This window comes from Natrinema hispanicum, from assembly GCF_004217335.1.
Lineage (GTDB): Archaea > Halobacteriota > Halobacteria > Halobacteriales > Natrialbaceae > Natrinema > Natrinema hispanicum.
This window is the reverse complement of the sequence record NZ_SHMP01000004.1, coordinates 545917-571568: the sequence shown is the minus strand read 5'-3', so window position 1 is coordinate 571568 and position 25652 is coordinate 545917. Positions and strand designations below refer to the sequence as shown.

14 protein-coding genes and 7 pseudogenes are annotated in these 25652 nt (G+C 62.9%); 9 read left to right on the top strand and 12 right to left on the bottom strand.

Going from position 1 to position 25652, the window contains the following annotated elements; translation table 11 throughout:
• Positions 1–45: 45 nt before the first annotated feature.
• Positions 46–1639 (bottom strand): annotated as a pseudogene (locus tag BDK88_RS09795) (alkaline phosphatase family protein).
• Between the two features lie 465 nt (positions 1640–2104).
• Between BDK88_RS09795 and BDK88_RS09790 the strand changes: the two are divergent.
• Together BDK88_RS09790 and BDK88_RS09785 are read left to right on the top strand one after the other, a co-directional pair.
• The gene (locus tag BDK88_RS09790; RefSeq protein WP_130500263.1) at positions 2105–3361 is read left to right on the top strand and encodes a polysaccharide deacetylase family protein; all 1257 of its coding nucleotides are present in this window, start codon (positions 2105–2107) and stop codon (positions 3359–3361) included.
• 277 nt (positions 3362–3638) lie between these two features.
• Positions 3639–5783 (top strand): right-handed parallel beta-helix repeat-containing protein, encoded by a 2145-nt coding sequence (locus tag BDK88_RS09785; protein WP_130500262.1) that lies wholly within the window; start codon positions 3639–3641, stop codon positions 5781–5783.
• A gap of 100 nt (positions 5784–5883) precedes the next feature.
• Here the strand turns inward: BDK88_RS09785 and BDK88_RS09780 are convergent.
• A pseudogene (locus BDK88_RS09780) lies at positions 5884–6911 on the bottom strand (GNAT family N-acetyltransferase).
• Positions 6912–7176: 265 nt separating this feature from the next.
• Here BDK88_RS09780 and BDK88_RS09775 point away from each other — a divergent pair.
• Positions 7177–8299: pseudogene (locus BDK88_RS09775) on the top strand (DUF354 domain-containing protein).
• 157 nt (positions 8300–8456) lie between these two features.
• Here BDK88_RS09775 and BDK88_RS09770 read toward each other — a convergent pair.
• The 4 genes and pseudogenes from BDK88_RS09770 to BDK88_RS09755 all read right to left on the bottom strand — a co-directional run bounded on the left by BDK88_RS09770 (position 8457) and on the right by BDK88_RS09755 (position 12921).
• A complete protein-coding gene (locus tag BDK88_RS09770; RefSeq protein ID WP_242611637.1) occupies positions 8457–9521 on the bottom strand; it encodes a polysaccharide deacetylase family protein in 1065 nt (354 codons plus the stop codon).
• 1 nt (position 9522) lies between these two features.
• The gene (gene wecB, locus BDK88_RS09765) at positions 9523–10578 is read right to left on the bottom strand and encodes a non-hydrolyzing UDP-N-acetylglucosamine 2-epimerase (protein ID WP_130500261.1); all 1056 of its coding nucleotides are present in this window, start codon (positions 10576–10578) and stop codon (positions 9523–9525) included.
• Between the two features lie 179 nt (positions 10579–10757).
• On the bottom strand, positions 10758–10991 hold the full coding sequence (locus BDK88_RS09760) for a hypothetical protein (RefSeq protein ID WP_130500260.1): 234 nt from the start codon (positions 10989–10991) through the stop codon (positions 10758–10760).
• A 334-nt stretch (positions 10992–11325) separates the two neighbouring features.
• A pseudogene (locus BDK88_RS09755) lies at positions 11326–12921 on the bottom strand (alkaline phosphatase family protein).
• A 304-nt stretch (positions 12922–13225) separates the two neighbouring features.
• Between BDK88_RS09755 and BDK88_RS09750 the strand changes: the two are divergent.
• The 4 genes from BDK88_RS09750 to BDK88_RS09735 all read left to right on the top strand — a co-directional run bounded on the left by BDK88_RS09750 (position 13226) and on the right by BDK88_RS09735 (position 17378).
• On the top strand, positions 13226–14164 hold the full coding sequence (locus BDK88_RS09750) for a polysaccharide deacetylase family protein (RefSeq protein ID WP_130500259.1): 939 nt from the start codon (positions 13226–13228) through the stop codon (positions 14162–14164).
• Positions 14165–14344: 180 nt separating this feature from the next.
• Positions 14345–15457 carry a Gfo/Idh/MocA family protein gene (locus tag BDK88_RS09745; protein ID WP_130500258.1) on the top strand — a complete coding sequence of 371 codons (1113 nt, stop codon included), beginning with the start codon at positions 14345–14347 and terminating at the stop codon, positions 15455–15457.
• Complete coding sequence (locus tag BDK88_RS09740) at positions 15454–16383, top strand: DUF362 domain-containing protein (RefSeq protein WP_130500257.1); 930 nt, start codon at positions 15454–15456, stop codon at positions 16381–16383. Before BDK88_RS09745 ends, BDK88_RS09740 begins: the two co-directional genes overlap by 4 nt.
• A complete protein-coding gene (locus tag BDK88_RS09735) occupies positions 16380–17378 on the top strand; it encodes an NAD-dependent epimerase/dehydratase family protein (RefSeq protein WP_207225266.1) in 999 nt (332 codons plus the stop codon). The genes BDK88_RS09740 and BDK88_RS09735 overlap by 4 nt, the downstream gene beginning before the upstream one ends.
• Positions 17379–17411: 33 nt before the next feature.
• On the opposite strand, the gene BDK88_RS09730 is transcribed toward BDK88_RS09735, so the two are convergent.
• Positions 17412–18398, bottom strand: a complete 987-nt coding sequence (locus BDK88_RS09730; RefSeq protein ID WP_130500256.1) for a glycosyltransferase — start codon at positions 18396–18398, stop codon at positions 17412–17414.
• Positions 18399–18625: 227 nt separating this feature from the next.
• Here BDK88_RS09730 and BDK88_RS09725 point away from each other — a divergent pair, with 227 nt between their 5' ends.
• Complete coding sequence (locus BDK88_RS09725; protein ID WP_130500255.1) at positions 18626–19726, top strand: DUF354 domain-containing protein; 1101 nt, start codon at positions 18626–18628, stop codon at positions 19724–19726.
• 115 nt (positions 19727–19841) lie between these two features.
• The gene (locus tag BDK88_RS09720; RefSeq protein WP_130500254.1) at positions 19842–20048 is read left to right on the top strand and encodes a hypothetical protein; all 207 of its coding nucleotides are present in this window, start codon (positions 19842–19844) and stop codon (positions 20046–20048) included.
• On the opposite strand, the pseudogene BDK88_RS09715 reads toward BDK88_RS09720, so the two are convergent.
• From BDK88_RS09715 to BDK88_RS09695, 5 genes and pseudogenes are all read right to left on the bottom strand, one after another.
• Positions 20033–21101: pseudogene (locus tag BDK88_RS09715) on the bottom strand (glycosyltransferase family 2 protein). The gene BDK88_RS09720 and the pseudogene BDK88_RS09715 overlap by 16 nt on opposite strands.
• Positions 21094–22581, bottom strand: a complete 1488-nt coding sequence (locus BDK88_RS09710; protein ID WP_242611636.1) for a nucleotide sugar dehydrogenase — start codon at positions 22579–22581, stop codon at positions 21094–21096. The pseudogene BDK88_RS09715 and the gene BDK88_RS09710 overlap by 8 nt, the downstream one beginning before the upstream one ends.
• Positions 22581–23607 (bottom strand): annotated as a pseudogene (locus tag BDK88_RS09705) (Gfo/Idh/MocA family oxidoreductase). The gene BDK88_RS09710 and the pseudogene BDK88_RS09705 overlap by 1 nt, the downstream one beginning before the upstream one ends.
• Positions 23604–24809 (bottom strand): annotated as a pseudogene (locus BDK88_RS09700) (DegT/DnrJ/EryC1/StrS family aminotransferase). The pseudogenes BDK88_RS09705 and BDK88_RS09700 overlap by 4 nt, the downstream one beginning before the upstream one ends.
• Positions 24806–25396 (bottom strand): acyltransferase, encoded by a 591-nt coding sequence (locus tag BDK88_RS09695; protein ID WP_130500253.1) that lies wholly within the window; start codon positions 25394–25396, stop codon positions 24806–24808. The pseudogene BDK88_RS09700 and the gene BDK88_RS09695 overlap by 4 nt, the downstream one beginning before the upstream one ends.
• Between the last annotated feature and the right edge of the window lie 256 nt (positions 25397–25652).

Genomic DNA, 25652 nt, shown 5'->3' with positions numbered 1-25652 from the left:
GAATGAACTGTGGGCTCCGAGTGGTCCTTGACGAACTTTGTCCCGCTACTCCAGATAGCCGAGGCCGCGCAATCGATCCTCGACACCGTCGAAGTCCTCGTCGACATCCGTGTTGTCGGCATCGGATGGCGCTGTTGCATACGTCCGGGTCGCGACGGCGTCGCTGTCAGTGTCACGATCGGACGCGAAAATCTCCTCGAGAATTCGTCCATCAGCCGCGTCGGGGACCGGTTCCCCGGCGTCGTAGAGTACGGTCGGTGCAACGTCGACGACAGATGCATCTTCGACCGTCGTCCCTGCCGCGATGTCCGACCCCCATGCGAAGAAGACGCCTTCGGAACGGTGGCTCGCTGCCTTGCCGCCTGCCGGTGTGAACGTTTCGCCGGAGACTTTTGTCTTCTCCTCGTATTCACCGCGACCGACAGCGATCAGGTCTGGCGCCTCGGGATCCGTCGCGAACAGTTCGTCACCAGTTGTGGACATCGAGCACGTGCTCTCCTGTCTCGGGATCGGTGACCTGTGAGAGCGCAGCGGCCACGTCGTGTTTGACCGCATCGACTTCGGACGGCGAAACGATCCCCTGTTCGAAGCGTTCCGTATCGTTGATGTAGATCTGGCTTGGATCGTGTGCGAACGCGACGGTGGCATCGAAGTTGACATCGTACAGTCCGTGTTCGCCCGGGATCTGTCCGGCAACACCATCGACGACCGACTTCGGAAGATGCTTGACGAGCGAGTCGGCCGTGATTCCCACGCGCTCGAGTGTGTCGAGTACTGTCGACTTCGTCACGCCAAGCGTTGCGAACGAGCCGCGCACGCCCTCGTTGTCCTTGCGAACGAGAAATCCCTCCTCGGCCAGGATGGAGTTGAGGTTGACAAACGTCGATATCGGTCCGAATCCGTGGTCGGAGACAACATACAGCGTTGCATCGTTTTCGTCCGCGTACGTCATTGCCTCGCCGATGATCTCGTCGAGTTGGCGGTAGTGATCGAGTAGCACGTCTTCGTCCCAGATGAGGTGTTGCAGCCGGTCGGGTGCCGTGTAGACGAAAAAGAAGAGCCGCCAGTCACGTCCGCGCGCGAGCTGGTGCATCAGTTGCCGCCGCGATGCAAGGAGGGCGTCCATGTCGTCGAGGAATCGATCCGGATCGTCGGTGTATTCGTTCCAGTTCAATCCGATCCGGTAGTCGGGAATCTCACGCTCGATTTCCGCGCGGAGCGCGGTGGGATAGGCAAATCCCTCATTCAGTTCAGGAGTTATCATCCCGCTGACCATCGCACCGTCGATCTCGTTGGCCGGATACGTCATCGGGACGTTGGCAGCGACCGCAGGTGTAAGGATATCCCACAGTGCCGGCCGCTTGCGATCAGCACCGGTATACATGTGATGTGTGTAATCGCCCCTGAGTGCGTGGAAGCCATAGATGCCGTGTTTGTCAGCCCACGTTCCGGTCGCGATCGACGGCCACGCCAAGGGCGTCGTCGGCGGAACGGTGCTCGTCAGCGGTCCGGCGGCCCCTTCATCGAGGAGACGCTGAACGTTCGGTAATTCGTTGGCCATCCCCCAGTCACGCAATAGGTCCCAGGGGACGCCGTCGATACCCAGTACGAATGTTCGCTCAGTATCAGTGTCCATCATTCTTTGGAATGGGGAACGATCCCGTTTCGCGTAACGTCCGCAAATGCAGCTATTGTTATACGTCGCCTGTCTGACGGCCTAGCACGGCCACAGCGATGTCGATCGACTCGATACCGTGTGTGGGGTCTCTCAAGCACTACCGCGATCTGGACCTGAGAGCGATCCGTAGCCGCCGCACCGATCGAATCGGGTCCGACCTGTGGCTCCCGCCGTCGCTCGCGATCGTCCGTCCGCTGTCGCGCTCGACACCGGATTCACGAGTAACGAGAAGAGAGGCGAACTGCTCCGTAACTCGCCGCAGTATTCGATCGAGGGGGGCTATGCAGTGCCTACTCGCAACTGCGATCGGGTGATGCGACTCGTCTCGCGGGAAAACGAGCGGCGAACTGCGAGTATACTGGATCGTCTCGTTCACGCTGAGGATAATAATACGGTCTCAATACCATCTCCAAACGGAGAATGAGAATGAACCGACGAACCGTCCTCGCGCTGGCAACGACCGGACTCGCGGGATGTGCCGACCGTGGTAACCGACGCTCCCTGACCACCGGAGACTCCTCGAACGATGGCACACAGAGCCATCCGTCTAGTGACAGGGAAGAGCCGCCGATCGACAAGTCCCCCGATTCCGCCAAATTTCCCACCCTCCCCGACACGTTTGACGACTTCTCCGACCTCTCGGCGTGGTCGGTACTTGCCGGCTCGCTCGAGACCGGCAAGCGCCCCGGACCGACCGATGCACCGGCCGTGAAACTCACTGCTGATGACTCGGCGGACCGAGTCGTTATCGCCCGCGAATTCGACGACCCTATCGATTGCACCACGGTCGCCCCTGGACTGGCCGCAGCCGCTGAGGGCACGATGGTGCCGACGATCCAGTTGCTCGACGCTGACAGCGACCGCGTCGATTTCCGTCGGGGTTTCAAGGGTAGCCTGCCGGTCATGCGCTATAACTTCGGTGCCACGAAAATCGTCGGCGACCCTGACCTCTCCGCTGTCACAGAGATCCGAATCGCTGTCTGGGCCGGCGACGAACGGCGGCGCCTGTGGGTCGACGACCTCCATTTCGTCCCACGGCCCGATACCGGGATGGTCTGTGTGCAGTTCGATGATGGCTTCGAGACCGATTACACTGAAGCGTTCCCGATCCTCGATCAGTACGGGTACTCCGCGACCACGTTCGTTAATCCCGGCCGGATCGGCGCGGCCGACCGTCTGACGCTGCAGCAGTGCAAGCGACTCCGAGACGCAGGGTGGGCCGTGGCGAATCACGGGTACACCCATGCACACCTAGAGAACCTTCCGCCCGACGATCAGGCGCAGGTTATCGCAGACGGCGCTACGTGGCTCCGTGAACACGGCTTCGAGGAGGGTGCCCAGTACTTCGCCTATCCATTTGGTGAGTTCGACGCAACAGCGATCGATATCGTCGCCGAGAACCACGATCTCGCGTTCTGGGGCGGACGAGGTGTTTACGGACGGATCGCCAATCCGCATCTTTGTCCGCGGATCGGCGATCCGTCCGCCGAGACGGCGATCGACCATCTCGACCGCGCAGCGTCGATGGGCGGTGTCACGACGCTGTTCTACCACGAACTGGAGGGTGAGCTGCTATCGGCGTTCGAAACGACGATCGACCATCTCCACGAACTGGAGTCCGACGGCGACCTCCAGGTCGGCATGCCGGCTGATATCGCAGCCACGATCCCGCGTTCCAACTGAGCGAACCGCCTGCGAGTTGCTGCTAATCCTGCTTCTCGGTGTCTGAACGTCTCTCGGCGTCGATCAGCCCCGAGAGCTTCCTGTCGACGGAGCCGAGCACTACCCGACTCGCTACGACGCTGAGGGGTATCTGCCCTCCGGAGACCGATCTATGAATTCAAATATTGGCTGAGTGTGTGGGAATAGTTAACTAACATATTTGCAGTAGTTCATCCCATTTAACTATAGAACTATTGAAGGACTGAGCTTACGATAGTTACGTTTCTCTTACCGATACATGGCACGCGAATCCGAGAACGGAGCAGTCGGTCCCTCCGGTACTGGGAGTACTTGTAACGGTGGTCGTAACAGCCCGTCACTGAGTCGGCGGTCGTACCTGAAACTGGCCGGCTCCGCAACGCTCGCCGCCGCTGCCGCGAAAACGGCAGCTGCGACCGAAGACGACTACGAAGTCATCACGGTCGCCGCTGGCGACACCCATTCGGTTCGACTCGGCGACGGCGACCGACTCGAGAACGTCCTGATCGACATCACGGCGCAGGGTTCTGGATACGACATCCAAGCGGTCGGTGATGACTGGGTCATACAAAACGTCGGCATTCGTGGCGCGTGGGATCACTCACCGCGAGCGAGCCCGTTTCGGGTCGCAGTGGAGAGCGCCGACGCATCGGCCCGCATCGAGAATCTCTACCTCGGCGACGGCGTCGCGGGCTCGTTCTCACCGAACGCCGAGCCGACCGGCCTCTACGCCTACTGGTATCACGCCGGCACGTTAGAAATTCGGAACGTGAACGTTCAGGGGTTCTCCGACAACGGGATGTATCTCAGCGCTCCGGGGAACAGTGAGTTTCACCCGAACCCAGGCCATGGCGGCGAAATCCATATCTACGACTCCTATGCCAAGGACAACCAGATCTCCGGGTTCCGACTCGGGACCGACGGATCGTTCTGTAAGAACTGTGTCGCCGTCGGCGGCAGCCACCGCGGCTTCTGGGGCTACTACGGCCACACGGAACTGATCGGCTGTGATCTGATCGATAACAACAGCGGTGACATCAAGCTCGGTACCAGACCGTGGGACAAATCCAAGCAGGCGGATGTCACGGTGACTGACACGCGATTCGGGACGGTCTCGACTCAGAGCGACACCAACGACGTCTACGGGAGCTCTGCGGGGTCCCCTGAAGACCGCATTCCCGAGGGTGTCCCGATGACACCGGTGGAAGCCGCGGCAGGGACCAGCTCGTCGGGATCGTCCGGTTCATCCAGCGGTGACCAGACTACCGAAAAGAATATCGAAGACGTCTGGCTCGAGGACGAGGCTAACGAGATCGTCTTCTCGGCCGGGTCCGACAGTCGTGCCCAACAGTATCGCCTGACTGGGCACGGACGGGCCGAGACCAGTGACGGCGCCGATACTGGTGCTAACGATCAGTACGCCGATTCGGTCTCAACTGACGGGGACACGTTCACGCTTGAGGGGTACCTCGGTAGCAGTGGTTCCGACGGATTCACCGTTTCGGGGGCGGTCACGACCGTCGCTGTCGACAGCGGAATTTCCGTGCGCGTCAACGGCGTCGAGTTTGACCCGAGCGATGTGGAAGGCATCGGCTCCTGGGACCAGGAACACGAGAACACGCTGCTTGTCGACGGCGTCGGGACTAACGGCACCTCTCGATACGAGTTCACTGTCTCTGGCTCTGCCGAGCGCTCGACGTACAAGGGCGCCTCGATCGACGAGGAGGATACTATTGACAGCGGTCAGGTTACGGGCGCCCTCGCCGGCTGGCGTGACGCCTTCCGGTTCAGCGGTGAGCTCGAGGAACTGACCGTCGACGGCGCGGCACGTATCTATGTCAACGACCAACGCGTCGATCCGGCGGTGTACGGCGACGACCGTCCGCACGTCCTGACGCTCGTTGGGAACGGGACGTCCGCGAACTACGAGATCAGCGTCGACGGAACGATCGACACCGTCGCCGGCGACGAGGCGGAGCAGTACGCGACGGTCACCTCCGAGAACACGGTCGAAGGATCGATCGAACGCAGCGCCCAGCGGTTCGAGTTCTCCGGCACGCTCACCGACATCACGTTCCGCACGGGATCGGCACACGTCTACCTCGACGAGACCCGTATCGACCCCGACGAGTACGGCGACCAGGAACTACTACCCAACGCGCTGGTGATCGACGGGACCGAGACCGATGGCGAGACGACCTACTCGTTCACCGTCGACGGGGAAGCCATTACTGCCAGCTACCGGGACGCGTCGATCGACGCTGGTGACGTAATCGACGGTCGATCCGTCAGCGGCAGCGTTGACGATTCAGTCGACGCCTACTGGTTCGACGGCGACATCGCCGATTTCCAGCTGCGTGGCAATGCCACCGTCGACGTCGAGTACGATGCCCGCGAGCAGTAACGCTCGAGGCGCGACGACGCGACAGCGCGTATAACCACTGGATTCTGTGCGGTCTGCAGTTACACCACACCGATACGTTCTACCCCCGCAATGACCGTCCTCAGCTCTTGCCGAGTGATCCAGCCAGTTTCTGATACGTCGATTTCGCGAGTTGCATCTCGAGCCCCGACGACTCGACGACATAATACTGGCGGAGATCGCTGTTGAACTTGGCCTTGTACGCACAGAGCCGTTCAGTGTTCGCACCGACGAGATCGTAGCCAGTCACCGAGTCGAGTTCCTGGATCGGTAAGGATGTCTTCGATGATGGTCCGGTGAAGGCAGGCTGTTGACGCTCACACCGTCGTACGAGGCGGTGACGCCGCCCTGCCAGAAGTACGCGAGATCGGGGCTATATAGCGTGATAATGCCGCTTTTGTACTGGCCATCAGACGTTCGCGCGACGTAGACGCGCCACAGCTCGTCGGGAAGCGACGAAAGGAGGTCTCGGAGGAACGACCGTGAGATTCGGAACCGGATCGTCGTATTCGCGATACTGCTCGGCGACGTCCTCGTAAATCCGGAGCGCCGATGTGATCCCTTCGGTCTCGATCGAGAGATCCAGGTCGTCGAGCTGTCGCATTTCACGCCGGAGGCTCTTGCTGAATCCGTTCATGACGTTCTCGAGGGTTGTCCTCTTCCAGATCGACGACGTACGTGAACCGGGGCTCAAGAGAGAAATCGTTCCAGCGGAACGGTCGCGGATCGGTATACTCGAGCGGACACGTCCATCCGAAAGAGCGTCGTTCGGCCGTCGACGCCGGCAGTGTCGAGCACGGCCTCGGCGAGTTCGCGGTTGATTCGCTCTCGTTTTCGCCGTTTCGGGCTATTAGGATTGAGTATCGGTCCGAGGCGTGGAACGCTCAGCGAAACCGGGGGAGAGAGAACCGTTCGACCGACCGGCCGGTCGGTGACAAACGCCGGCAACAACCCGACTGCCTGCTGTCCCTTATACGCGCCGTACAGCTGCAACTCCGCACTCGTGTGATCTTCGAGCACGGAGAGCGCAGCCGGTTCGTGAAACACTTCGTATCCGGATGCCGGCAGTGCATCACGCCACTCTTCGAGGTCGATACGCTTGACGTTCATCCTGCTCCATCGTGTTCCACAAGTGACCTTGTTATGAGCGCTGTAATCCGCTGATGAGGTTCGTCACGACTGACAGAAGCGATCTCGCCGAACGTGTCGCGCATCCATGTTTCGATGACAGGGAGGGGTATGTCTTTGCTACTGACTAGTGCTGTCGACGTGTGATTCCGCACGATCGGCTTGTTCGACGGCAGGTGTCGGTACGAACGAGATAACAAACAGCGAGAATTGTCTATCGTCGATTCAGAGTAGGGTGGCTTTCAACATGAGATATCTGTTTTTCACGAACACGCCGGCACACGTACATCTATACAAACACGCCGTACAGACGCTTCAAGACCGTGGACACGAGGTACTCGTCCTTGCTCGAGACTACACATGCACTATCGAGTTGCTCGAGTGGTACGACCTTCCCTACGAGGTCTACGGCTACTGTGATACGTCCAAAAGCTCAGCTGCTGAGTCGCCTCCCGATCCACTACGTGCGTGCCATCCGGCATGCCAGACGGTTCGATCCGGATCTCGTGTTCGGGATGGGTGGCTACGCGGCACACACTGGTGCGGTACTCCGAGCACCGACGGTCTTGCTCATCGATTCCGAACCGGCGTCGTTCGATCACTCGATTTCGACGCCGTTCGCACATGCCATCCTCACAGCCCGAGACGTTCCGGAAAGAGCTGGGTGAGAATCACTACGTGTTCTCTGGATTCAAAGAATGTGCGTATCTCCATCCGGAAGTCTACGAACCAAACCCCTCAATCCGAGATCAACTCGGCCTCCGATGACGACGAATCGTACGCGATCCTCCGACTCAACGCGTTCGGCTCACAACACGATGTCGGCAAGAACGGGATCACGAGCGAACAGCGTCGTCACCTCATCGAGCGTCTCAGTGACGAGGCGACGATTCTCGTCTCCGACGAAGGCGACAACGTTGACCTCGAGGGACTGCCAGCACGACCGTTCGATCTTCACCCGGCCCTGATGCACGATGCACTCGCCGAAGCGACGCTTGCTGATCGCCGATACGCAGACGATGGTCACCGAAGCCGCACTGCTTGGAACGCCGGCGATTCGGTCGAACTCGTTCGTCGGCGAGTCGGATATGGGAAACTTCCTGGAACTCGAGGACGAAGGGCTGATTCACAACGTGGCTCGGTTCGACGACGTACTCGACCTGTCGACGACGCTGCTTCGTGACGAGACCGTCGACGAAACGTGGCAGCGACGACGAAACGCCTACCTTGCGGATAAAGTAAATCTCACCGAACTCATCGTCGATGCTGCGGTCGCACACGGCGATGTCGGGGCTCTCGAGGACCTCCACCAGTTCGATTCCCCGCGCCGGTCCGAATCGAAACCACAGATCGGTGTCGGCGGCGATTGATACGGTCTGCTGTCCCGATATCTCCGGCAGGACCGCAGTGCGGGTCGCGGTCCCACCGACACTGACTGACAGGAGTTCGTATGGCTGATATCGGTCGCGACAACACTCACAATCGAACAGGAACCGGCTTGCTGAGGACTGTCTTCTCCGTCTCGAATTATACGTGTCGGCTGTTCGGTCGCTGTTCGCTCGAATCGGAGCGGTTCGCCTTTGAACGATGGCGGTGGTCGATCCTGTCGCGCTCGAGTTCCTCGGAGAGCGCTCGAGGCGATCCGATCCACGCGCCGAGCTCCGACGCCCGCTCGATGAGCCACCGATACAAACGTCGGTAGCCGGGGAATTCGCGTTCGTTAAAGTACCGCGGATGCCAGAGAACCGTCATAACAGCGCCGTTCTCTGCGGCTTCCTGCAGGAGCCGCTCGCAGGTCTCGCAGGCGTCCTCGAAGTTAGACGCCGGATCCGGAAGCGCTTGCTCCATGATCGTCAGTGGAAAGACGAGAAAGTCGTCGTCGAAGGGACGAATCGGGTGATACCCAGCGTGGAAGCCACAGTCCGTACTCGAGCCAAGCGTCGCGTCGTACGCGAGGCCGATCGCGCGGTGGTACTGCCACGTCTCCGGCACCGAGAGCTGCAGGTAGTGTTGGCGACCGCCGGTGACGGGGCCGCCCAGGACGTCCTCGAGCACGCTCTTTTCCTCGCGTAACCGCTCGACATCGGTCGGGGAGTGATACGAGCCGTGCAGGCCGACTTCCCAGCCGCCGTCGTCTAGGTTGTGGATGACGTCGACGATCTCGGGTGCGGTCACGTCGTATCGGCCGAGATGCTGGACCCAGTTTGCCGGTGAGAACCACTCGCCGACGGGTCGGTCGGCCAGCAGGTGTTGCTCGTTCAGGAAGTAAAACGCCGAGCGAACATCCAGATCGTCCTCGAGGGCCATGATCTCCTCGAACTGCCAGTAGGGGTTGGCCGACGAAAGCGCTGTTCGCAGGTGATACGCTGGCCGTTCTCGAGTCGCGTAGTAGAACGATCGGAGCCCCTTGTACGGACGATCGACGTCGTGTGTCAAACAGAGTGCGAACGTCGCATCGTCCGGAAGCGAACCCTGAGCTCGCGGCAGATCGTCGATGAACTCGGCTATCGAAGCGGGCAGTGCAGACGAGCGAGCAAGCGTCTCCCTGACCCTCGAGTCGGCGTTCGGCCGACGATCAGTTGTGTCGCGCATCTCAGCGAACGCTCCGCTCGAGTTGTTCGACGATGCGAGCGGCTGCGTTCCCGTTGCCGTACAGTTCCGGCTTGGCCGGCGGATCGACGGCAGCGCGAACCGCGTCGACGATTTCGCTCGTCTCTGCGCCGACGAGGGTGTTCCAGCCGGCGTCGACCGTTTCGATCCATTCGGTCGTCTCCCGGAGGGTGACACACGGCGTATCGAGGTAGAACGCCTCCTTTTGGACGCCGCCGGAGTCCGTCGCAACACAGACTGCGTCCTCGACGAGCGTGATGAACTGGCCGTAGGTAACGGGGTCGATAACGCGAGCCGCTTCGGTCGCTCGCTCCCAGAGTCCGTACTCCTGGAGTGCTGTCACCGTCCGCGGGTGCGCGGGGAAGACGACTGGGACGTGCAACTGCGAGAAGGCATCGATGATCGACTCGAGTCTGTCTCGATCGTCCGTGTTTTTCGCCCGGTGGACGGTTGCGAGCACGTATTCGTCGGGAACGTCGAGGCCGGTCTCGGTGCCATGAAGCCGGTCGCTGATCTGTACCAGCGTATCGTACATGACGTCACCGGAGACGAACACGTTCTCCGAAATCCCCTCCTGTGCGAGGGTTTCCTTCGCGTGCTGGCCCGGGGCGAAGAGGATATCTGAACAGTGATCAGTCAGGCGGCGGTTGACCTCTTCGGGCATCGACCAGTCGTACGAGCGCAAGCCAGCTTCGACGTGTGCGAGCTGGGTCGACGATTTCGCCGCGACGAGGGCGGCTGCGAGCGTCGAATTGGTATCCCCGTAGACGAGGACGACGTCGGGCGATTCGTCGTCGACGATCCGTTCTAGCTCGAGCATCATTTCGGCGGTCTGAGTGGCGTGGGAGTCGGAGCCGACGCCGAGGTGGAATGCCGGCTCGGGCAACGCGAGTTCCTCGAAGAACACCTCGGAGAGTTCCGGATCGTAGTGTTGGCCGGTGTGAACGAGGAGTTCGTCGTGAGCACCGCGAAGCTGCTGTGAGACGGCGGCTGCCTTGACGAACTGCGGCCGTGCACCCACGACCGACAGAACGTTCATCAAACGATCACCTCGTCCGGGGGTGTACCTGCGAGCTGGATCATAGTCTGGGTAAACTGTATCTCGAGTGACACAGACGTGGTGTTAGTAAATAATCGCGTAATCGAGTTTCAGCTTCCACTGTCACTCTGGCGGCTCGAAACGACGATGGCCGACGGACGAGACAGGATAAAGAGATACTACGGCTGTCGGAAAATCGGGTCAACGTGGCGTTTCGCCGACTCGCGACGCGTCGTCGATCGAGACGAATCGCGAGCCGACACCACATCGGTTTGATCGAACTGTACGGTCGTGGATGTCTCGGGGCCGTCTGCCTCTTGGCTGGTGTGCGAGGAGAACACGCCGAAGCCGAGTAGGGCGAGAACGCCGAGCACGACGCTTGCGATCCCGAACAGGGCTTTGTAGACGTTCATTGGTATCACGCTGGGAGAGTACACGCTCGAGAGCGCCACCACGAGTTGGTTCTCGTCGGCCGCGTTCGACCGGGGTGGCGTCTCGGCATGTATACGAAATCCTGTCTTCCAGACGATGCTTAATTATACAATCGCTTATATTCGATACCGATCACTTGATGGGCCATAGCAGCGTCCTATATTCAGTAGCAGCATGCTACGCTGCCGTGTCGTCAACTCGATAGACGGTGGTGCTGTCTTCAAAAACGGTCGGTCCCAGTCAGCACACCTGTGACAGCGTTTCGATCGCCGTCTCGTATTATTCGCTGCAGGAATCGCTCTTGTGGCGAGACCGTTACTCCATATAGCCGAGGCCCTTCAGCCGGTCCTCGACGTCGTCGAAGTCCTCGTCGACGTCTCCACCGGTATCGACCTGTCCGACGGCCGAGCGCTCGACTTTCGTCGTCGCAGGTGACGTCTCCGCGGCAAATGCGTCGAACAACACTCTGCCGTCGGCGTTTTTCGGCACCGGTTCGCCGATCCCGTGTAGCAGGGTCGGTGCGATATCGACCACGCGTGCCCCGCGAAGCGTCGCGCCAGCGTCGATCGACGGCCCACGACACAACACGATCCCCTCGCTACGGTGACTCGCATCGTAGACGCCGGTGTCGCCGAGTACCTCGTCGGAGACCGTACTGCGTGACTCGTAGGTCTCCCTGCCACAGACGACCAGGTCGGGGGCGTCCTCGTCGGTCGGGAACAGCTCGTCGCCGTCGAAGACCTCGAGCAACGGCGTGCCCTCGGCGTCGGTCGCTGACTCCAGGGCTGCTTTAATATCTGCTTTCACCCGTGGGACTTCGCTCGGCGAGACGATGCCGCCTTCGAAGCGGTCGCTGTCGTTGATATAGCAGTTCCCGGTGTCGTGGACGAACGCGACGGTGCGGTCGAAGTCGACGTCGTAGAGGGCGTGATCGCCGGGGATCTGTGCAGCCACCGAGTCGACCAGCTGCCGGGGCAGCGACTCGACGAGCGTCTTTTCGGTGATCCCGACGCGACTGAGTGCGCTCGTGATCGCATCCCGGGAGATCCCGAGGCTCGCGAGTGCGCCGCGGGTCCCGTCGTCTTCGCGCCGGAACAGATAGCCCGCATCCTCGAGAATGCGGTTGACGTAGACGAGCTGATCGATCGGACCGAAACCGTGATCGGAGACGACGTAGAGGTCGGCGTCGTGGTCGTCGGTGTACGCCATGACTTCGCCGAGGATTTCGTCGAGTTGCTTGTAGTGTTCTAACAGCCGGTCCATGTCCCAGATGAGGTGCTGGAACCGGTCGGGAGCGGTGTAGACGAAGAAAAACAACTGCCAGTCGTCGCCGGCCCGCTCCATCTGGAGGCGCATCAGTTCGCGACGTTTCGCGAGCATCTCGTCGACGGCGACCTCGAAGTCATCCAGCCGATCGCCGTATTTGTGATAGTCGAGGCTGATATCGTAGTCCGGAATCCGGGATTCGATCTCGTCTTGCAGATCCGGTGGCCGCGTGAACTCTCGATCCGTCGAGGGGGTCATCATGCCCGTGACCATGGTGCCGTCGATCTCAGCGGGCCGGATACGTCATCGGGACGTTTCCCGACGTGGGACGGCCCGAGCAGATCCCACAGCGCCGGCTGTGCGAGATCGTGGCTCGTATACATCTCGTGGACTGTATTCCGACGAGAGGTTTTGAAAGCCGTAGATGCCGTGTTTGTCCGGCCAGACCCCCGTTGCGATCGACGGCCACGCGAGTGGCGTCGTCGGCGGACGAGTGCTCTCGAGCGTGCCCGATGCGCCCTCCTCGCGCATCCGGGCGACGTTCGGGAGTTTACCCTCGTCGCTCCATTGCTCGATGAGTCTCCACGGCACGCCGTCGAGTCCGAGCACGAACGCTCGCTCGGAGGGGGCTGTAGATCCGCTCATGATTACAGTATGAGACGTCAAAGACGCCTGCTGTCCCCTGGGTTGACCGAGATCCGCTTTGTTATGGAGATGATTCAGCACTCCGGGCGAACTGACGTGTCCCTGTTCTCGGCACTCTGGGTGACTGACGTGTCCCTGTTCGGTAGCATTACTCCCTACTTCACGGGCTGCTCGAGTCGGTGTGTGTATGGTATCTGCATGCACAGTGTGCGGGTCGCCGGTCAGCTGGCAAAAGACGGGCATAACAAAGCCTCCGACTGGAGACGGACCCGGATATGGCACCGGTTCAAATCGGGTGGTTGCTGTGGGAAGCGTAGTGCTCTCTCTCGATGCAGAACTCGGCTGGGGCTTTCACGATCTCCCGAATCCGCCAGCGAAGCGGGTTGCTGCCGGCCGTCGAGGGTGGTCAGCCATGGTCGACTTGCTCGAGGAGTATCGGATTCCGGCAACGTGGGCGATCGTCGGCCATCTCATGCTCGAGTCCTGCGATGGACGACACGCCGATCATCCAGCCCCCGACGGCTGGTTCGAGCGGGAACGAACCGACTGGCAGGATCGGGAAGAGATCCGCTTTGGCCCCGATCTCGTCCGGGACGTCCTCGAGTCTGACGTCGATCACGAGTTCGCCAGCCACTCCTTCTCACATGTCCTCTTTGGACGCCCCGAGACGGATCGGGAACTCGCAGTGGCCGAACTCGAGCGCAGCCTCGAGATCGCCGCTGACTGGAACCAGTCGGTCGACTCGTTCATCTATCCGCGCAACGAGGTGGGACATCGCGACGTGCTCGCTGAACAGGAGATACAGGCCTATCGAAGCCGGTCACCGACCCGGTACGGTATCCGGTGTATCTTCGACCTGACGGTGCTTAACAAATCGTTGCTGGTGACGCCGACGATCGATGAATACGGGCTCGTTGACATTCCTGCCTCGCTGTTTCTCTTTGGATTCGAGGGCTCTGCACGGACGGTTGCCGAATCGGTCTGGGACGATCCGATGGTGGCGCTCGCTCGCTACGGCATCGACCAGGCGACCGAACGTGACGGGATCTTCCACATGTGGCTCCATCCCAACAACCTGACACACGAGCGTGATGACCGTCGCATGCGGGCGATCCTGTCCTATCTCGCACGGCGTCGTGCCGAGACCGACCTCACCGTCGAGACGATGGCCGATGTCGCCAACCGCGTGACCGGCGCGATCACTGCCGAAGCCGACGTCCGACCGACGGTGACCCGGAGCTGACGCGGGTCGGTCGTTCTCAGGCGATCGGATTGCGGTCCGTACAGACCCGATCTCGAGTTGTGTCTGATCGGCCGCTACCCCGTGTTCTCCGGCAGTTGCAGTGAATGATTCCACTACACGAGTGCCACGAGCAGATACGACGACGATAACAAAGCCCGCTGCCACCCCGTGTGCGAGCAGATGGCACCAACGCTTCTGAATCGATTGACGGACTCGAGCGCACTGTCGCTTGGCATCCTCGGCGTCGGGAACATCGGGCTGGTACACCTGAAATCGGCAGCTGCAATGTCGGGCGTCGAGGTTGTCGCAGCCGCCGACGCCGTCGCCGAGAACCGCGATCGAGCCGAACGCGCTGGCGTTTCGCGCACGTACGATGACTATACGACGCTGCTGGCCTCGGAGGAACTGGACGCGGCAGTCGTCGCTCTTCCGCCGTTTCTCCACGCCGATGCCGTCGAACAGGCCGCCGATGCCGGCGTCGACGTCTTCGTCGAGAAGCCGCTGGCACGCTCGACCGAGGAGGCCGACGAAATGCTTGCGACCGCTCGCGAGGCAGAGATCGCCGTCGGCGTCGATCACACGCTGCGCTACCAGCCGGACATGGCCGGTGTCAAAACCGCCTACGACGAGGGCCGTGTCGGCCACGTTCCCTACGCCTCGATCACCCGGCTCAACGACGGCCCGCTCGGTCGGCCCCCAGCCGAGAGCGCACCACCGTCGTGGCCGCTCGACAGGGAGGCAGCCGGCGGCGGCTCCTTACTCGAGCTCGGCGTCCACTGTTTCGACGTTCTCGAGTGGCTGTTCGGCGAGCTCGAAGTGCGAGATGCGTCGATGGGACGAACGCTCGAGGTCGACGTCGAGGACGCCGCGACCGTCCTCATGGATGCGCCGGAGACGGGGACGACGGTCACGCTGCACTGTGGCTCCTACCAGTGGGAACAGCTGCCGGAGGTCAATACCCGGCTGCGTCTCGAGGGTATCACCGGCACGATCAGCAATCAGGATCACCTGCCCGAGAACTTCTACGCTGGCGCGGCCAAATCGGCCCTCTCGAACGTTGCCAGCCGATTCACGCGCGACGAGCCGGACGTCTTCGGGCCGACGTTCTATCTGCAAGCACACTACGACGCGCTGGCGGACTTCTGTAATGCGATTCGCAATGACGAGGAGCCCCCCGTCGACGGGGCCGACGGCCGGCGGACGCTCGCACTTGCCGAGCAAGCCTACGACCTGGCCGCACGAAAGCGCGACGCCGACGCTGACGGTCTCGAGACGCCGGAGGTGACCCTATGAGCGCGGCCTCGGTTCGCGCGGTCGCCGTCGACGCGGCCACCCGCCGTGGCGGCTGGATTCCCGACATCGACACCCGGATGGCCCGCCTCGAGTCGCCCGTACGAGAGGTCCTCGCCCCCTCGCTCGAGGCACTCGCCGACGCCGATCGGATCACGCTCGTCCCCGACGCCCATTACCCGTTTCATCCCTCTTCGGGGATGGTCACCGATCCAGCCGTGATCGGCTCGATGGTCGCTCATCTCGAGCGCGAGACGGACGCGAAGATCGCCGTCGCGGGCGCGAGCGACGAGCGGATCTCGTTCGACCGGACGGCGGACTATCTCGGCTACACGAGCCTGCTCGAGCGATTCGATGCGACGCTCGTCGATCTGGCGGAGGAACCGCGACTCGACGAGGTCTGCTCGGTTGATGGGACACCGGTCGCGCTCTCGGTTCCCGAGCGACTCGTCGAGAGTACCGTCGTGGTCGTCCCCTCGCTTCGACCGACTGCAACGGGGCCGGTCGCCGGTGCGATGCGCACGCTCGCCGCGTCGATCGACTGCGACGCGAAGCCGGCTCGCGTTCCTGTCGCAACGAGACCCATCGTCGACCCCGCGGTCGCCATCGTCGACGCGACGACCGCCTACGGCGGCGAGCCGGTCGCGGCGAACGTCCTGTTTGCGGGCACGCCGTCGGCCGTCGACGCCGTCGCGAGCTCCTTGCTCGGGCGCTCGCTCGAGGCCGACGACGCGCTGAAGACGGTCCGTGAGGACGAGGAGCCGGTGTCAGTCGAAGGTGACGTCGACTTCGATCGGCTTCGGGCCACGATCCCGGACGGCGAGTTGCCGCCACCGGATTCGCCACATCCAGCCGTCTCGACTGCCTACCGCGTCTATGCTGCGGTCGCCGGCGATGCTGTCCCGCCACAGCTCGAGGGTGGTCGATGACCGCGATGACCGACTCTCGGAGTGCGGCCGACACCCGAACTGCGGCAGTTACGGGTGCGACCGGCTTTCTCGGCTCGCGGCTCTGTGATCGCTTGCTCGCCGAGGGCTGGGAGGTCCACGGACTCAGTCGACCGACCTCGGATCGGGATGGACTCGAAGGAGTCGAGTGGCACGTCGGCGATCTCGCTGACGACGAGACGTTACGGTCGCTCGTCGACGGGGCCGACGTCGTCTTTCACCTCGCAGGAATCGGGCTCTGGAGCGCCGGTCCCCAGACAGTCTGGGAAGTCAACCGCGACGGGACCAAGCGTGTCCTCGCGGCCTGTCGCAACGGCGACGTCGGACGAGTCGTCTTTACCAGCACCGCCGGGACGCGCCGGCCCCAAGGTGACGACGACTTCGCCGACGAGACGGACGTGGCCGAGCCGATCGGGGCCTATCAGGACTCGAAGGCCGCAGCCGAGGAACTGGTCGACCGCTACGCACGGGCGGATGGTGATGCCGTCACGGTCCATCCGACGTCGATCTTCGGGCCGGGTGACGAGGAGTTCACCGCGCAGCTGCTCGCGATGAGCGTCGAGCCCACGATGCCGGCTCACCTCCCAGGCGGCCTGAGTATCGTTGGCGTCGGGGATGTCGTCGACGGACTCTTGGCGGCTGCCGAACGCGGCACCAGCGGCGAGCACTACATCCTCGGCGGCGAGAACCTTACCTTCGAGCAGGCAGTCGACAGAATCGCTGACGCGGCCGACGGCTCACCAGCACGGATTCGCGTGCCCGCAACGGCTATCCGTGCCGCCGGTCCCGTTGCCGAACTCGTCGATATCGTCGCCGACCGCCGTGTGTTCCCCTTCGATCGCGAGATGGCCGACCTCGCGACCCAACGGTTGTTTTACACCTCGAGAAAGGCACACGACGAGTTAGGATACGAGTATCGGCCGCTCGAGGCACACGTGCCCGACGCGATGGAGTGGTATCGAGCGGAAATGCAGTAACCGAAACGCCGACGGATACTGGTTCGGGGTGGCTTATCTCAGTTGTGGCCCGTCCTGCACGCGCGGTGTCTCGCTTTCTGCTCTGGTCTCGACTGCCTGTCCTGTGGCCGCCTCGTAGACCGCGAGCATTCGATCCGCTGTCCGGTCGATGCTTACCTCGCGGGCAGCCTCACGACCGTTCGATCGCTCGCCGCGCTCGATGACGTCGATGAGCCCCCGAACCAACTCCTCGTCGCTCGAGGCCACGTGAGAGGGCTCGACGCCGGCCAGTCGCTCTTGGACATCGCCGACATCGGTGGCGACGACGGGGCAGTTACAGGCCAGCGCCTCTTTCACTGAGTTAGGCGACCCCTCGCTATCGGAGGTCAACAGCAACGCGTCGGCAGCGTTCATATAGTCCGCAACGGCGTCGTGGGCGACGCCGTGGACGGTTCGGAGCCGCACCGGTCGCTCGAGGAGGTTATCGACGACCGTCACGATCCGCTCGGCTCGCGGATGATTTTTCACCTCGCGAGCTGGCGGGTAGGGAAAGAGGACGTCTGCGGCATCGCTGTCGTCCCAGCCGACCCGGCGTTTGGCCTGCGCCTGTGGCTCGGGTTGGAATCGCTCGAGGTCGACGCCGTCGGGGATCACCCGGCAGTCGACCCCCAGTGCCGTACGCATCTCCTCGGACATGACGACGACCTCGTCGCAAAACTGCGCGGACAGTCGGCTGATGGGGGCCACGGGGCCGTGAACGTCTGACCCCCACAGCGAGAGGACGACGGGGGTCCGAAATTGGGCGAGCGCTAGCGGCCCTGTCAGCCCGTAGTGGGCATGTATCAGATCGTGGCCAGTCCTTGCCTCCGTGATAACCCGTGGGATGGTCCGGAGGTAATCAGTCGGACTCCGGTCGACGTCCGCGGCGACCTCGCCGGCCACCGACAGCGTCGAAAACGAGACGCCTCGCTCCTCGAGTGCGGCCTGCTGCTGGGTCATAAACGGCGCATCCGCGTACGTGGTGAGGGTGAGGACGTCCATATCGAGTGTCGGGCGAAACGGCTCGACTGCGTTTTGTTATCTAGGGTACAGCGACCCTGACGCGCCGGTCAATCCGCGAATACGCGCGGGTCCAGATCGGCGGCACAATCGACGTTGACGGTTTTTCTCACGTACACCGACCCGTTGGATTCGCCGACGAGTGCGCTCGAGCGGCACTGTCTGTAGCGATCCGATTACAAAGAGCCGAGGACGGGTACTCGAGCGCGATGCGGATCCTCGTCTTTGCGAACACACCCGCCCACGTTCACCTGTATCGACACGCCGTCGACCGCCTCGAGCGAGCGGGACACGACGTGCTCGTCCTTACCAGGGAGTACGCCTGTACGACCGACCTACTCGACTACTTCGAGCTGCCCTACCGGGTGTACGGGGACCACCGAACGGAGGGCTACTCGAAGCTCGGATTCGCCTGCGAAGCTGGCGGGCAGTTCCTGACGATCGGTATCGAAGCGCTCCGGTTCGATCCCGATGTCGTCTTCGGCCGGGGGCCCTACGCGGCCTACGCTGGCACGCTCTCACGGACACCGATCGTGCTCGTCCTCGACGACGAACCAAGTGATTTCAACCACACCGTCTCGCGGCCCTTCGCCGACTGTATCCTCTCACCGGACGTGACGCGTCGCGATCTCGGCGACGCCCACTATACCTTCGACGGTTTCAAAGAGTGTGCCTATCTCCACCCCGACGTCTTCGAGCCCACCACCGACGTCCGGACGTATCTCGACGTCGATCCAGACGAGCCGTACGTGCTGGTCCGGTTCAACGCCCTCGATGCGCTGCACGACGCCGATCTCGAGGGGTTCCGACCCGACCAGCGACGGGATCTGATCGACCGACTGAGCGAGGTCGCGACGGTCTTCGTCTCCGACGAAGGCGACGAGTTAGACCTCCGAGAGTTGCCGGCACGGCCCTACGATCTCCATCCCGCATTGATCCACGACGCGATGGCCGAAGCCGAGTTGCTGGTCGCCGATACCGGGACGATGGCCACCGAAGCCGCACTGCTTGGCACCCCGGCGTTTCGCTATCGCGGCACCGACGACCACGAGTACGGCGAGTTCCAGGAACTCGAGCGCGCCGGCCTCGTCGAACAGTTCGATACCTACGAGGCGGTTCGAGACCGCTCGCTCGAGGTGCTCGCCGACGACGATATCGCCGAGCAGTGGGAGCAACGCCGCCGGGAGTACGTCGGCGACCTCGTGAATCTGACCGACCTCCTCGTCGACGTCGCCGAGTCTCGCGGCACCGTCGAGCGCCTCGACCGATCGACCAAGCAAGTGCTCCAGCCCCGGTCACGGACGATCTGACGTCGCTTGCAGGCTGTGACGCCGGGCGGTTGCACTGATCTGCGACTCTGACAATGAGGATCTGTCACGAAAAACTTATATCGATCTCCAGAAAAGAGCCGACTAGTTCCGTTCTATGAGTCTCTCTACACTGCTCAGTGACCTGTTTTCCGGCTCGGATACTGGAACCGAGCTGCCAGACGCCAACGCGGACAGCGGTGAGGGTATCAGTTCGGTGACGGTGGTTCGTGAGTGTCGACACTGTGGGACGAACGTCTCGGCCGAAACCGCCCAGTGTCCGACCTGCGACAGCGACGAGATCGTCACTTACTCCATCGAGTAAGCCGGCGCTCGAGCGTCGCCGTCGCTTGGTTGGCTGTTTTCGTCACACGACACCTCGAGGTCTTCGTTTGCCTCGGCATCGAGTCGGATGGCGCTCCCGAGCGAGATGAGCCCAAGCAGGGTGGCGACGAACGACGAAAGCCCGCCCGCAAACGCATCGTCACCGCGTCCTGCTCGGACGATCGACCCGCCAAGGCCAGCCAGTCCGCCGGCCAGTCCCAGCGAACCAACGGCGTAGTAGACGACGGCCGGATTGAACGACCGGACGATATACCGGGTCTTCAATCGCCAGTAGAAGCTCCGAAGTAACAGCAAGGAGACGAACCGGATGAACGGGCCGTACTTGATACTGCTGTCCTCGTCGCCGTAGATTGCCGACATTGGGACGTCCGCGACGCGACACCCCGCGACGTTTAAATGCGTCAGCAGGTGATTGAGAAAGCCGTATTGGTCGGTGATCTCGTCGAGTTCGAGTCGTTCGATCGCCTCGCTCGAGATTGCGGTGTAGCCGTTCTGTGGGTCGCCGAGCGACCAGTAGCCCGTGGCGAACTTCGAGAGTCCGGTGAGCATGGCGTTGCCGACGAATCGGAACGTCGACATCCCGTCGCGGTCGTCGGCATGAAGCAGCCGATTCCCCTTGGCGTAGTCGGCCTCGCCGGTCACGACCGGGTCGATGATCCGATCCAGGATCGTGGGGTCCATCTGTCCCGTCGCCGTTCATTACCTGCGACGACGTCGACTATCGTCTTCGACAGGCACGACGGTAGCCGGTTTTGACCGCACCGCCGTAGCCCCGATTTTCCGCGTGGCGGATCGGCACGACCCGTCGCTCATCGCCACCGTCGGCCGCCGTGAGCGCCTGGTCGGCCGACTCGCTCTCGGCGTTGATCCGCGTTGCGACCCGCTGGATCACTTGCCAGCTGTCGTCTGGCGATGCATCGTCGACGGCGTAGATCCGATCGACGAAGTCAGGAATCGTTTCGATGACTCGGCCGACGAACGCCGCCTCGTCGTAGGCCGTGACCACGACGGCGATCCGTTTTCCCTTATACATCGTTGCCTCCGTCGGTTGTCGCGCTCTTCGGCCCGACCCCGTCCCAGCCGGCGCTGTCGCGGTCACGCTGGCCACGCGGCGGCCGACCATCGCTCGAGCCCGCCAGATCGTACTCCCGATGGGCGGTCTCCGAGAGGTCGACTGCGTCCCGTCCGTCGACGACGACCATCGGCTCGAGCGCGGCCCAGTCGATCCGCTCGAACGATTCGTGGGGCGTGACGAGCACGGCGGCGTCGAACGCCTCGTCAGACAGGTCGTCGATCGCGACGGCCCGTGCGCCGTAGTCGGACGGATCGACGAGCGGGTCGACACCTGCGACGCTGGCTCCGCGCTCGGACAGCACGTCGATGATGCCCAGCGCCGGAGAAGCACGCGTTTCCTCGACGCCGGGACGGTACGTGACGCCGAGGACGACGACCGACGCGTCCGCGAGGGTGGTGTCTGTTTCTGTGAGTTCCCGCTCGAGTTGGTCGACGACGACCGCGGGCATCTCGTCGTTAACCCGACGAGCAGTCTCGGTCACGGCCATCGGCTCGTCGGTCCGGCCGAGCAGGAAGTGTGGATAGTACGGAATGCAGTGGCCGCCGACACCGGGGCCGGGATCGTGAAGCTGGCACATCGGCAGGTCGTTGGCTGTGTCGATCGCTTCGCGGACCGAAATCTCGAGTTCGTCCGCGAGCCGACTCAGTTCGTTGGCCAGCCCGATGTTTACGTCCCGATAGATCCCCTCGAACACCTTGACGGCCTCCGCCGTCGTCGCGTCCGAGACGGGGTGGACGTCGTTGTCCGAGAGTTCGTCGTAGACGAGTGCGGCTGCGCGCGTACTCTCCGGGTCGATCCCGCCGACGACCTTGGGGTATTGGCCGCGGATGTCGCGCAAGGCGGTGCCCGAAGACGTTCGCTCGGGGCAAAAGGCGAGCCCGAACGCGTCGGGTTCGAGGCCACTCTCGCTCGCGAGATGAGGCTCGAGGACGTCACGACAGGTTCCCGGCGGCAGGGTCGACTCGGCGATCACCAGATCACCGGGTGCGAGCCCGGCTGCGATGTCGTCGACGACCGACTCGACCGTCGTGAGATCGGGCTCGTTCTCGTCGTCTAAGAGCGTCGGGACGATGATGACGTGAATCCGGGCCGCCGCGGCTGCTGCCGGCCCAGTCGGTCGTTGCCTTCGAGCCGCCCGGCAGCGACCTGGTCGGCGACGAGATCGTCGAGTCCGGGTTCGCCGACGACGTGGCTTTTGCCGTCGGCGATCGTCTTGATGACAGGTCGGGTCAATGTCGACGCCGGTTACGTTCCCCGTCGTCTCGGCGTAGACTGCCGCCAGTGGCAGCCCCATCTTGCCGAGCCCGTAGACGGCGACCGGCACCTCGCCGCCCGTCAGGCGCTCACGCTGTCGGTCGGATTCGAGGCGCGAGCCGTAGAGCCCGCTCGTCGCTTCGGAGCCAGCGCCAGCGCTCGTGTCAGTCGACCGCTCTGCCATCAGACTTCCACCTCCGGTCCCCGTGACGACTCGTCGTCCGCGTCGTCACTCGGCCCCATCGCGAGCCGATCGATCAGCTGGACGGTTTTGAGCGCCTCGATGCCATCTTCAGCCGTTACCTCGGGGTCTGAGCAGGCTCTGGCTGCCTCGACGAACGACTCGAGTTCGTTGCGGAGCGGCTCGCCGGTGTCGACGCGAGGGCGTTCGACGACGCTCTCGTGGCGATATCGGGACTGGCCGTCGTCCGCGAGGTATTCGGGATAGGAATCGCGGTGGATCAGCACCGACTGCTCGAGGTAGTCGAACCTCGACGAGACACTCGCGAGCGGTCACGGTGAGCCGGCGCACCTTCTTCTGGGTGACGCGACTCGCCGTCACCGTCGCGACGACGTCGTCGTACTCGATCGTCGCGGTGGCGTACTGGCCGTCATCGGTGCCCATCGCAGCGACGGAGTGGGGTCGCTTGTCGAGGATCGCACCGACGACGTCGACGTCGTGGACCATCAGGTCGTAGATGACGTTGCCCGGTGCCACGCGATCGACCGGTGGGCCGAGCCGTTCGGCTGCGACGCTGATCACGTCGAGGTCGTCGATCAACTCCGCGACCGTCTGTACTGCCGGATTGAATCGCTCGATGTGACCGACCTGTAAGACCAGCCCTGCGTCGTGTGCCTGCTCGGCCAGTTCCCTGCCCTGTTGGACGGTTTCGGCGATTGGTTTCTCGACCAAGACGTGAACGCCGGCCTCGAGACAGGTCGAGACCGTCTCGTAGTGGGCGTGGGTCGGGACAGCTACTGTCACGACGTCACAGCGCTCGAGAATGGTCTCGAGCGAGACTGCCTCGGTATCGTACGCGGCGGCGACGCGGTCGGCGACGTCGTCGTCGTGGTCAGTGATGCCGACGAGGTCGACGCGGGGCAGTTCGGCGTAGACTCGCGCGTGGTTTTCGCCCATCGAGCCGACGCCGACGACGCCGGCCCGAAGCTGTTCGTCGGTCGTCGCGTCAGCTACTTGCTCCGTGCTCATTGGGTAGTGAAGTGATCGCGCACTGCTTCGATGACGGTTCGCCTGTCGCCGGTCGAGAGTTCCTGGTGGACGGGCAGTGAGAGCACCTCGTCGGCCGCCCGTTCCGCCGCCGGGAGCTGTGCCGCAGCCGTGCTGACCGTCTCGTAGGCTGGCTGGCGGTGGATCGGTGTCTCGTAGTAGATTCCGGTGCCGACGTCTCGCTCTGCGAGCGTCGCGGCGAGTGCGTCTCGGTCGTCCGTCCGAACCGTATACTGGTGATAGACGTGTCGCCGATCGGTCGGCACCGTTGGCGTCTCAAGCGGGAGGTCGGCGAGTTCGTCGTCGTAGACAGCGGCGTTCTCGCGGCGCGCACGGTTGAATTGGGGGAGTCGCTCGAGTTGCACGCGGCCGATCGCAGCCGCGAATACTGGTCATCCGGAAGTTGTGCCCGAGGGCGACGTGGTCGTAGCCGCCGGTCCCGCTGACGTCTCGGCCGTGATTGACGAAGCTCGCGGCGCGGTCGGCGACGTCGTCGCGGTCGGTGACGACCATGCCGCCCTCGCCGGTGGTCATGTTCTTGGTCGGGTAAAACGAGAAACAGGCCGCGTCGCCGCAGGTCCCGACGCGGTCCCCGTCGACTTTGGCTCCGTGGGCCTGACAGGCATCCTCGACGACGAACAGGTCGTGCTCATCGGCGATCGCACACAAGGTCGGCATGTCGGCGGGCAGCCCGTAGAGATGGACCGGCAAGAGCCCGACGACGTCGTCCCGATCTGCAAGAATCCGTCGGACGTCAGCCGGGTCCAGGGTGTACGTCTCGGGATCGATGTCGGCGAAGACCGGCGTCCCCCCGGCCAGTCGAATCGCGTTCGCGCTCGCGACGAACGAAAACGGTGACGTGATCACTGCGTCGCCATCGTCGAGCCCGACCGCCTCGAGTGCGGCGTGTAACGCGGTCGTCCCGTTCGACGTCGCGACTCCTTTCTCGGTCCCACAGTAGGTCGCGAATTCTTCCTCGAAGGCCCTGACTTCGGGGCCGTCGGCGAGTCGGCCGTCCTCGAGGAATGGCCTGTGACGCGCTCGCGAGCATCGGCGCTGAGTTGGGGATCGGCGATCGGGACGGGTGTCGAGTCTCCGCGGGAGTCGTCATCATATCCCGATTCGGTGCCTGTGCCGGTGTCGATACCACCATCCGTCTCGGGGTTCGTCTCGGTGTCCGTCATGCGAGCTGGTTTGCTCCATCGAGGGGGTCCGGAAGCGGTTGGACGGTCGCCGGCGTGCCAACAGCTAACGTGTCGGCCGGGACATCGTCGGTGACGACCGCACCGGCCGCGACGAACGCGTTCTCGCCGATCGTCACACCTGGCAACAGCGTCGCGTTCGCACCGATCGACGCGCCGTCTTCGATCGTCGGACCCTCGAGTCCGTTCTCGGTCCGGATGGGATACTCGTCGTTCGTCAACACCGCACCCGGGCCGACGAAGACGTTGCTGCCGATCGTCGTCTGGGTCGGGACGTAGACGTTCGTCTGCAGGCTGACGTGCGAGCCGATCTCGGTCTGGCCGTCGATAACGGTCTTGGTGCCGACGAGGACATCGTCGCCGATCGTCGTCCCCTCACGGACTAAGACGTCGTGTCCGGTCACGAATCCGTCGCCGATCGTCACGTCACTGTAGACGATCGAGCCCGCTCTGATCGTCGCGCCGTCACCGATCCGAGCCGGTTCGTCGAACTCGCCGTAGCCGACCGTCGCGTTGTCGTCGATCGTACAGCCATCACCGGCGACGATGTCTCGTACTGTCTCGCTCATGGACGGCCACCTCCAGCTCCGTGGCTACCCCAGTGCTCGATCGAGCGACTGTGATGTGTAATCGTGACACGCGTGTAAGCCGCTCCGTGGCGTCGTGAGTGATCGTGTATTCGTTGCATAGTCAATCGATACCCGCGTGGGTGATCGTGCAGAAACAGCCGGTAACGAGGCTTTGTTATCCCCGGCTTGCAGGGGGTGTAGCCACGAACTACGGCAGCAGCAGAGCGCTTCCTCGCGCAAGCGGCGTGAGTCGGCC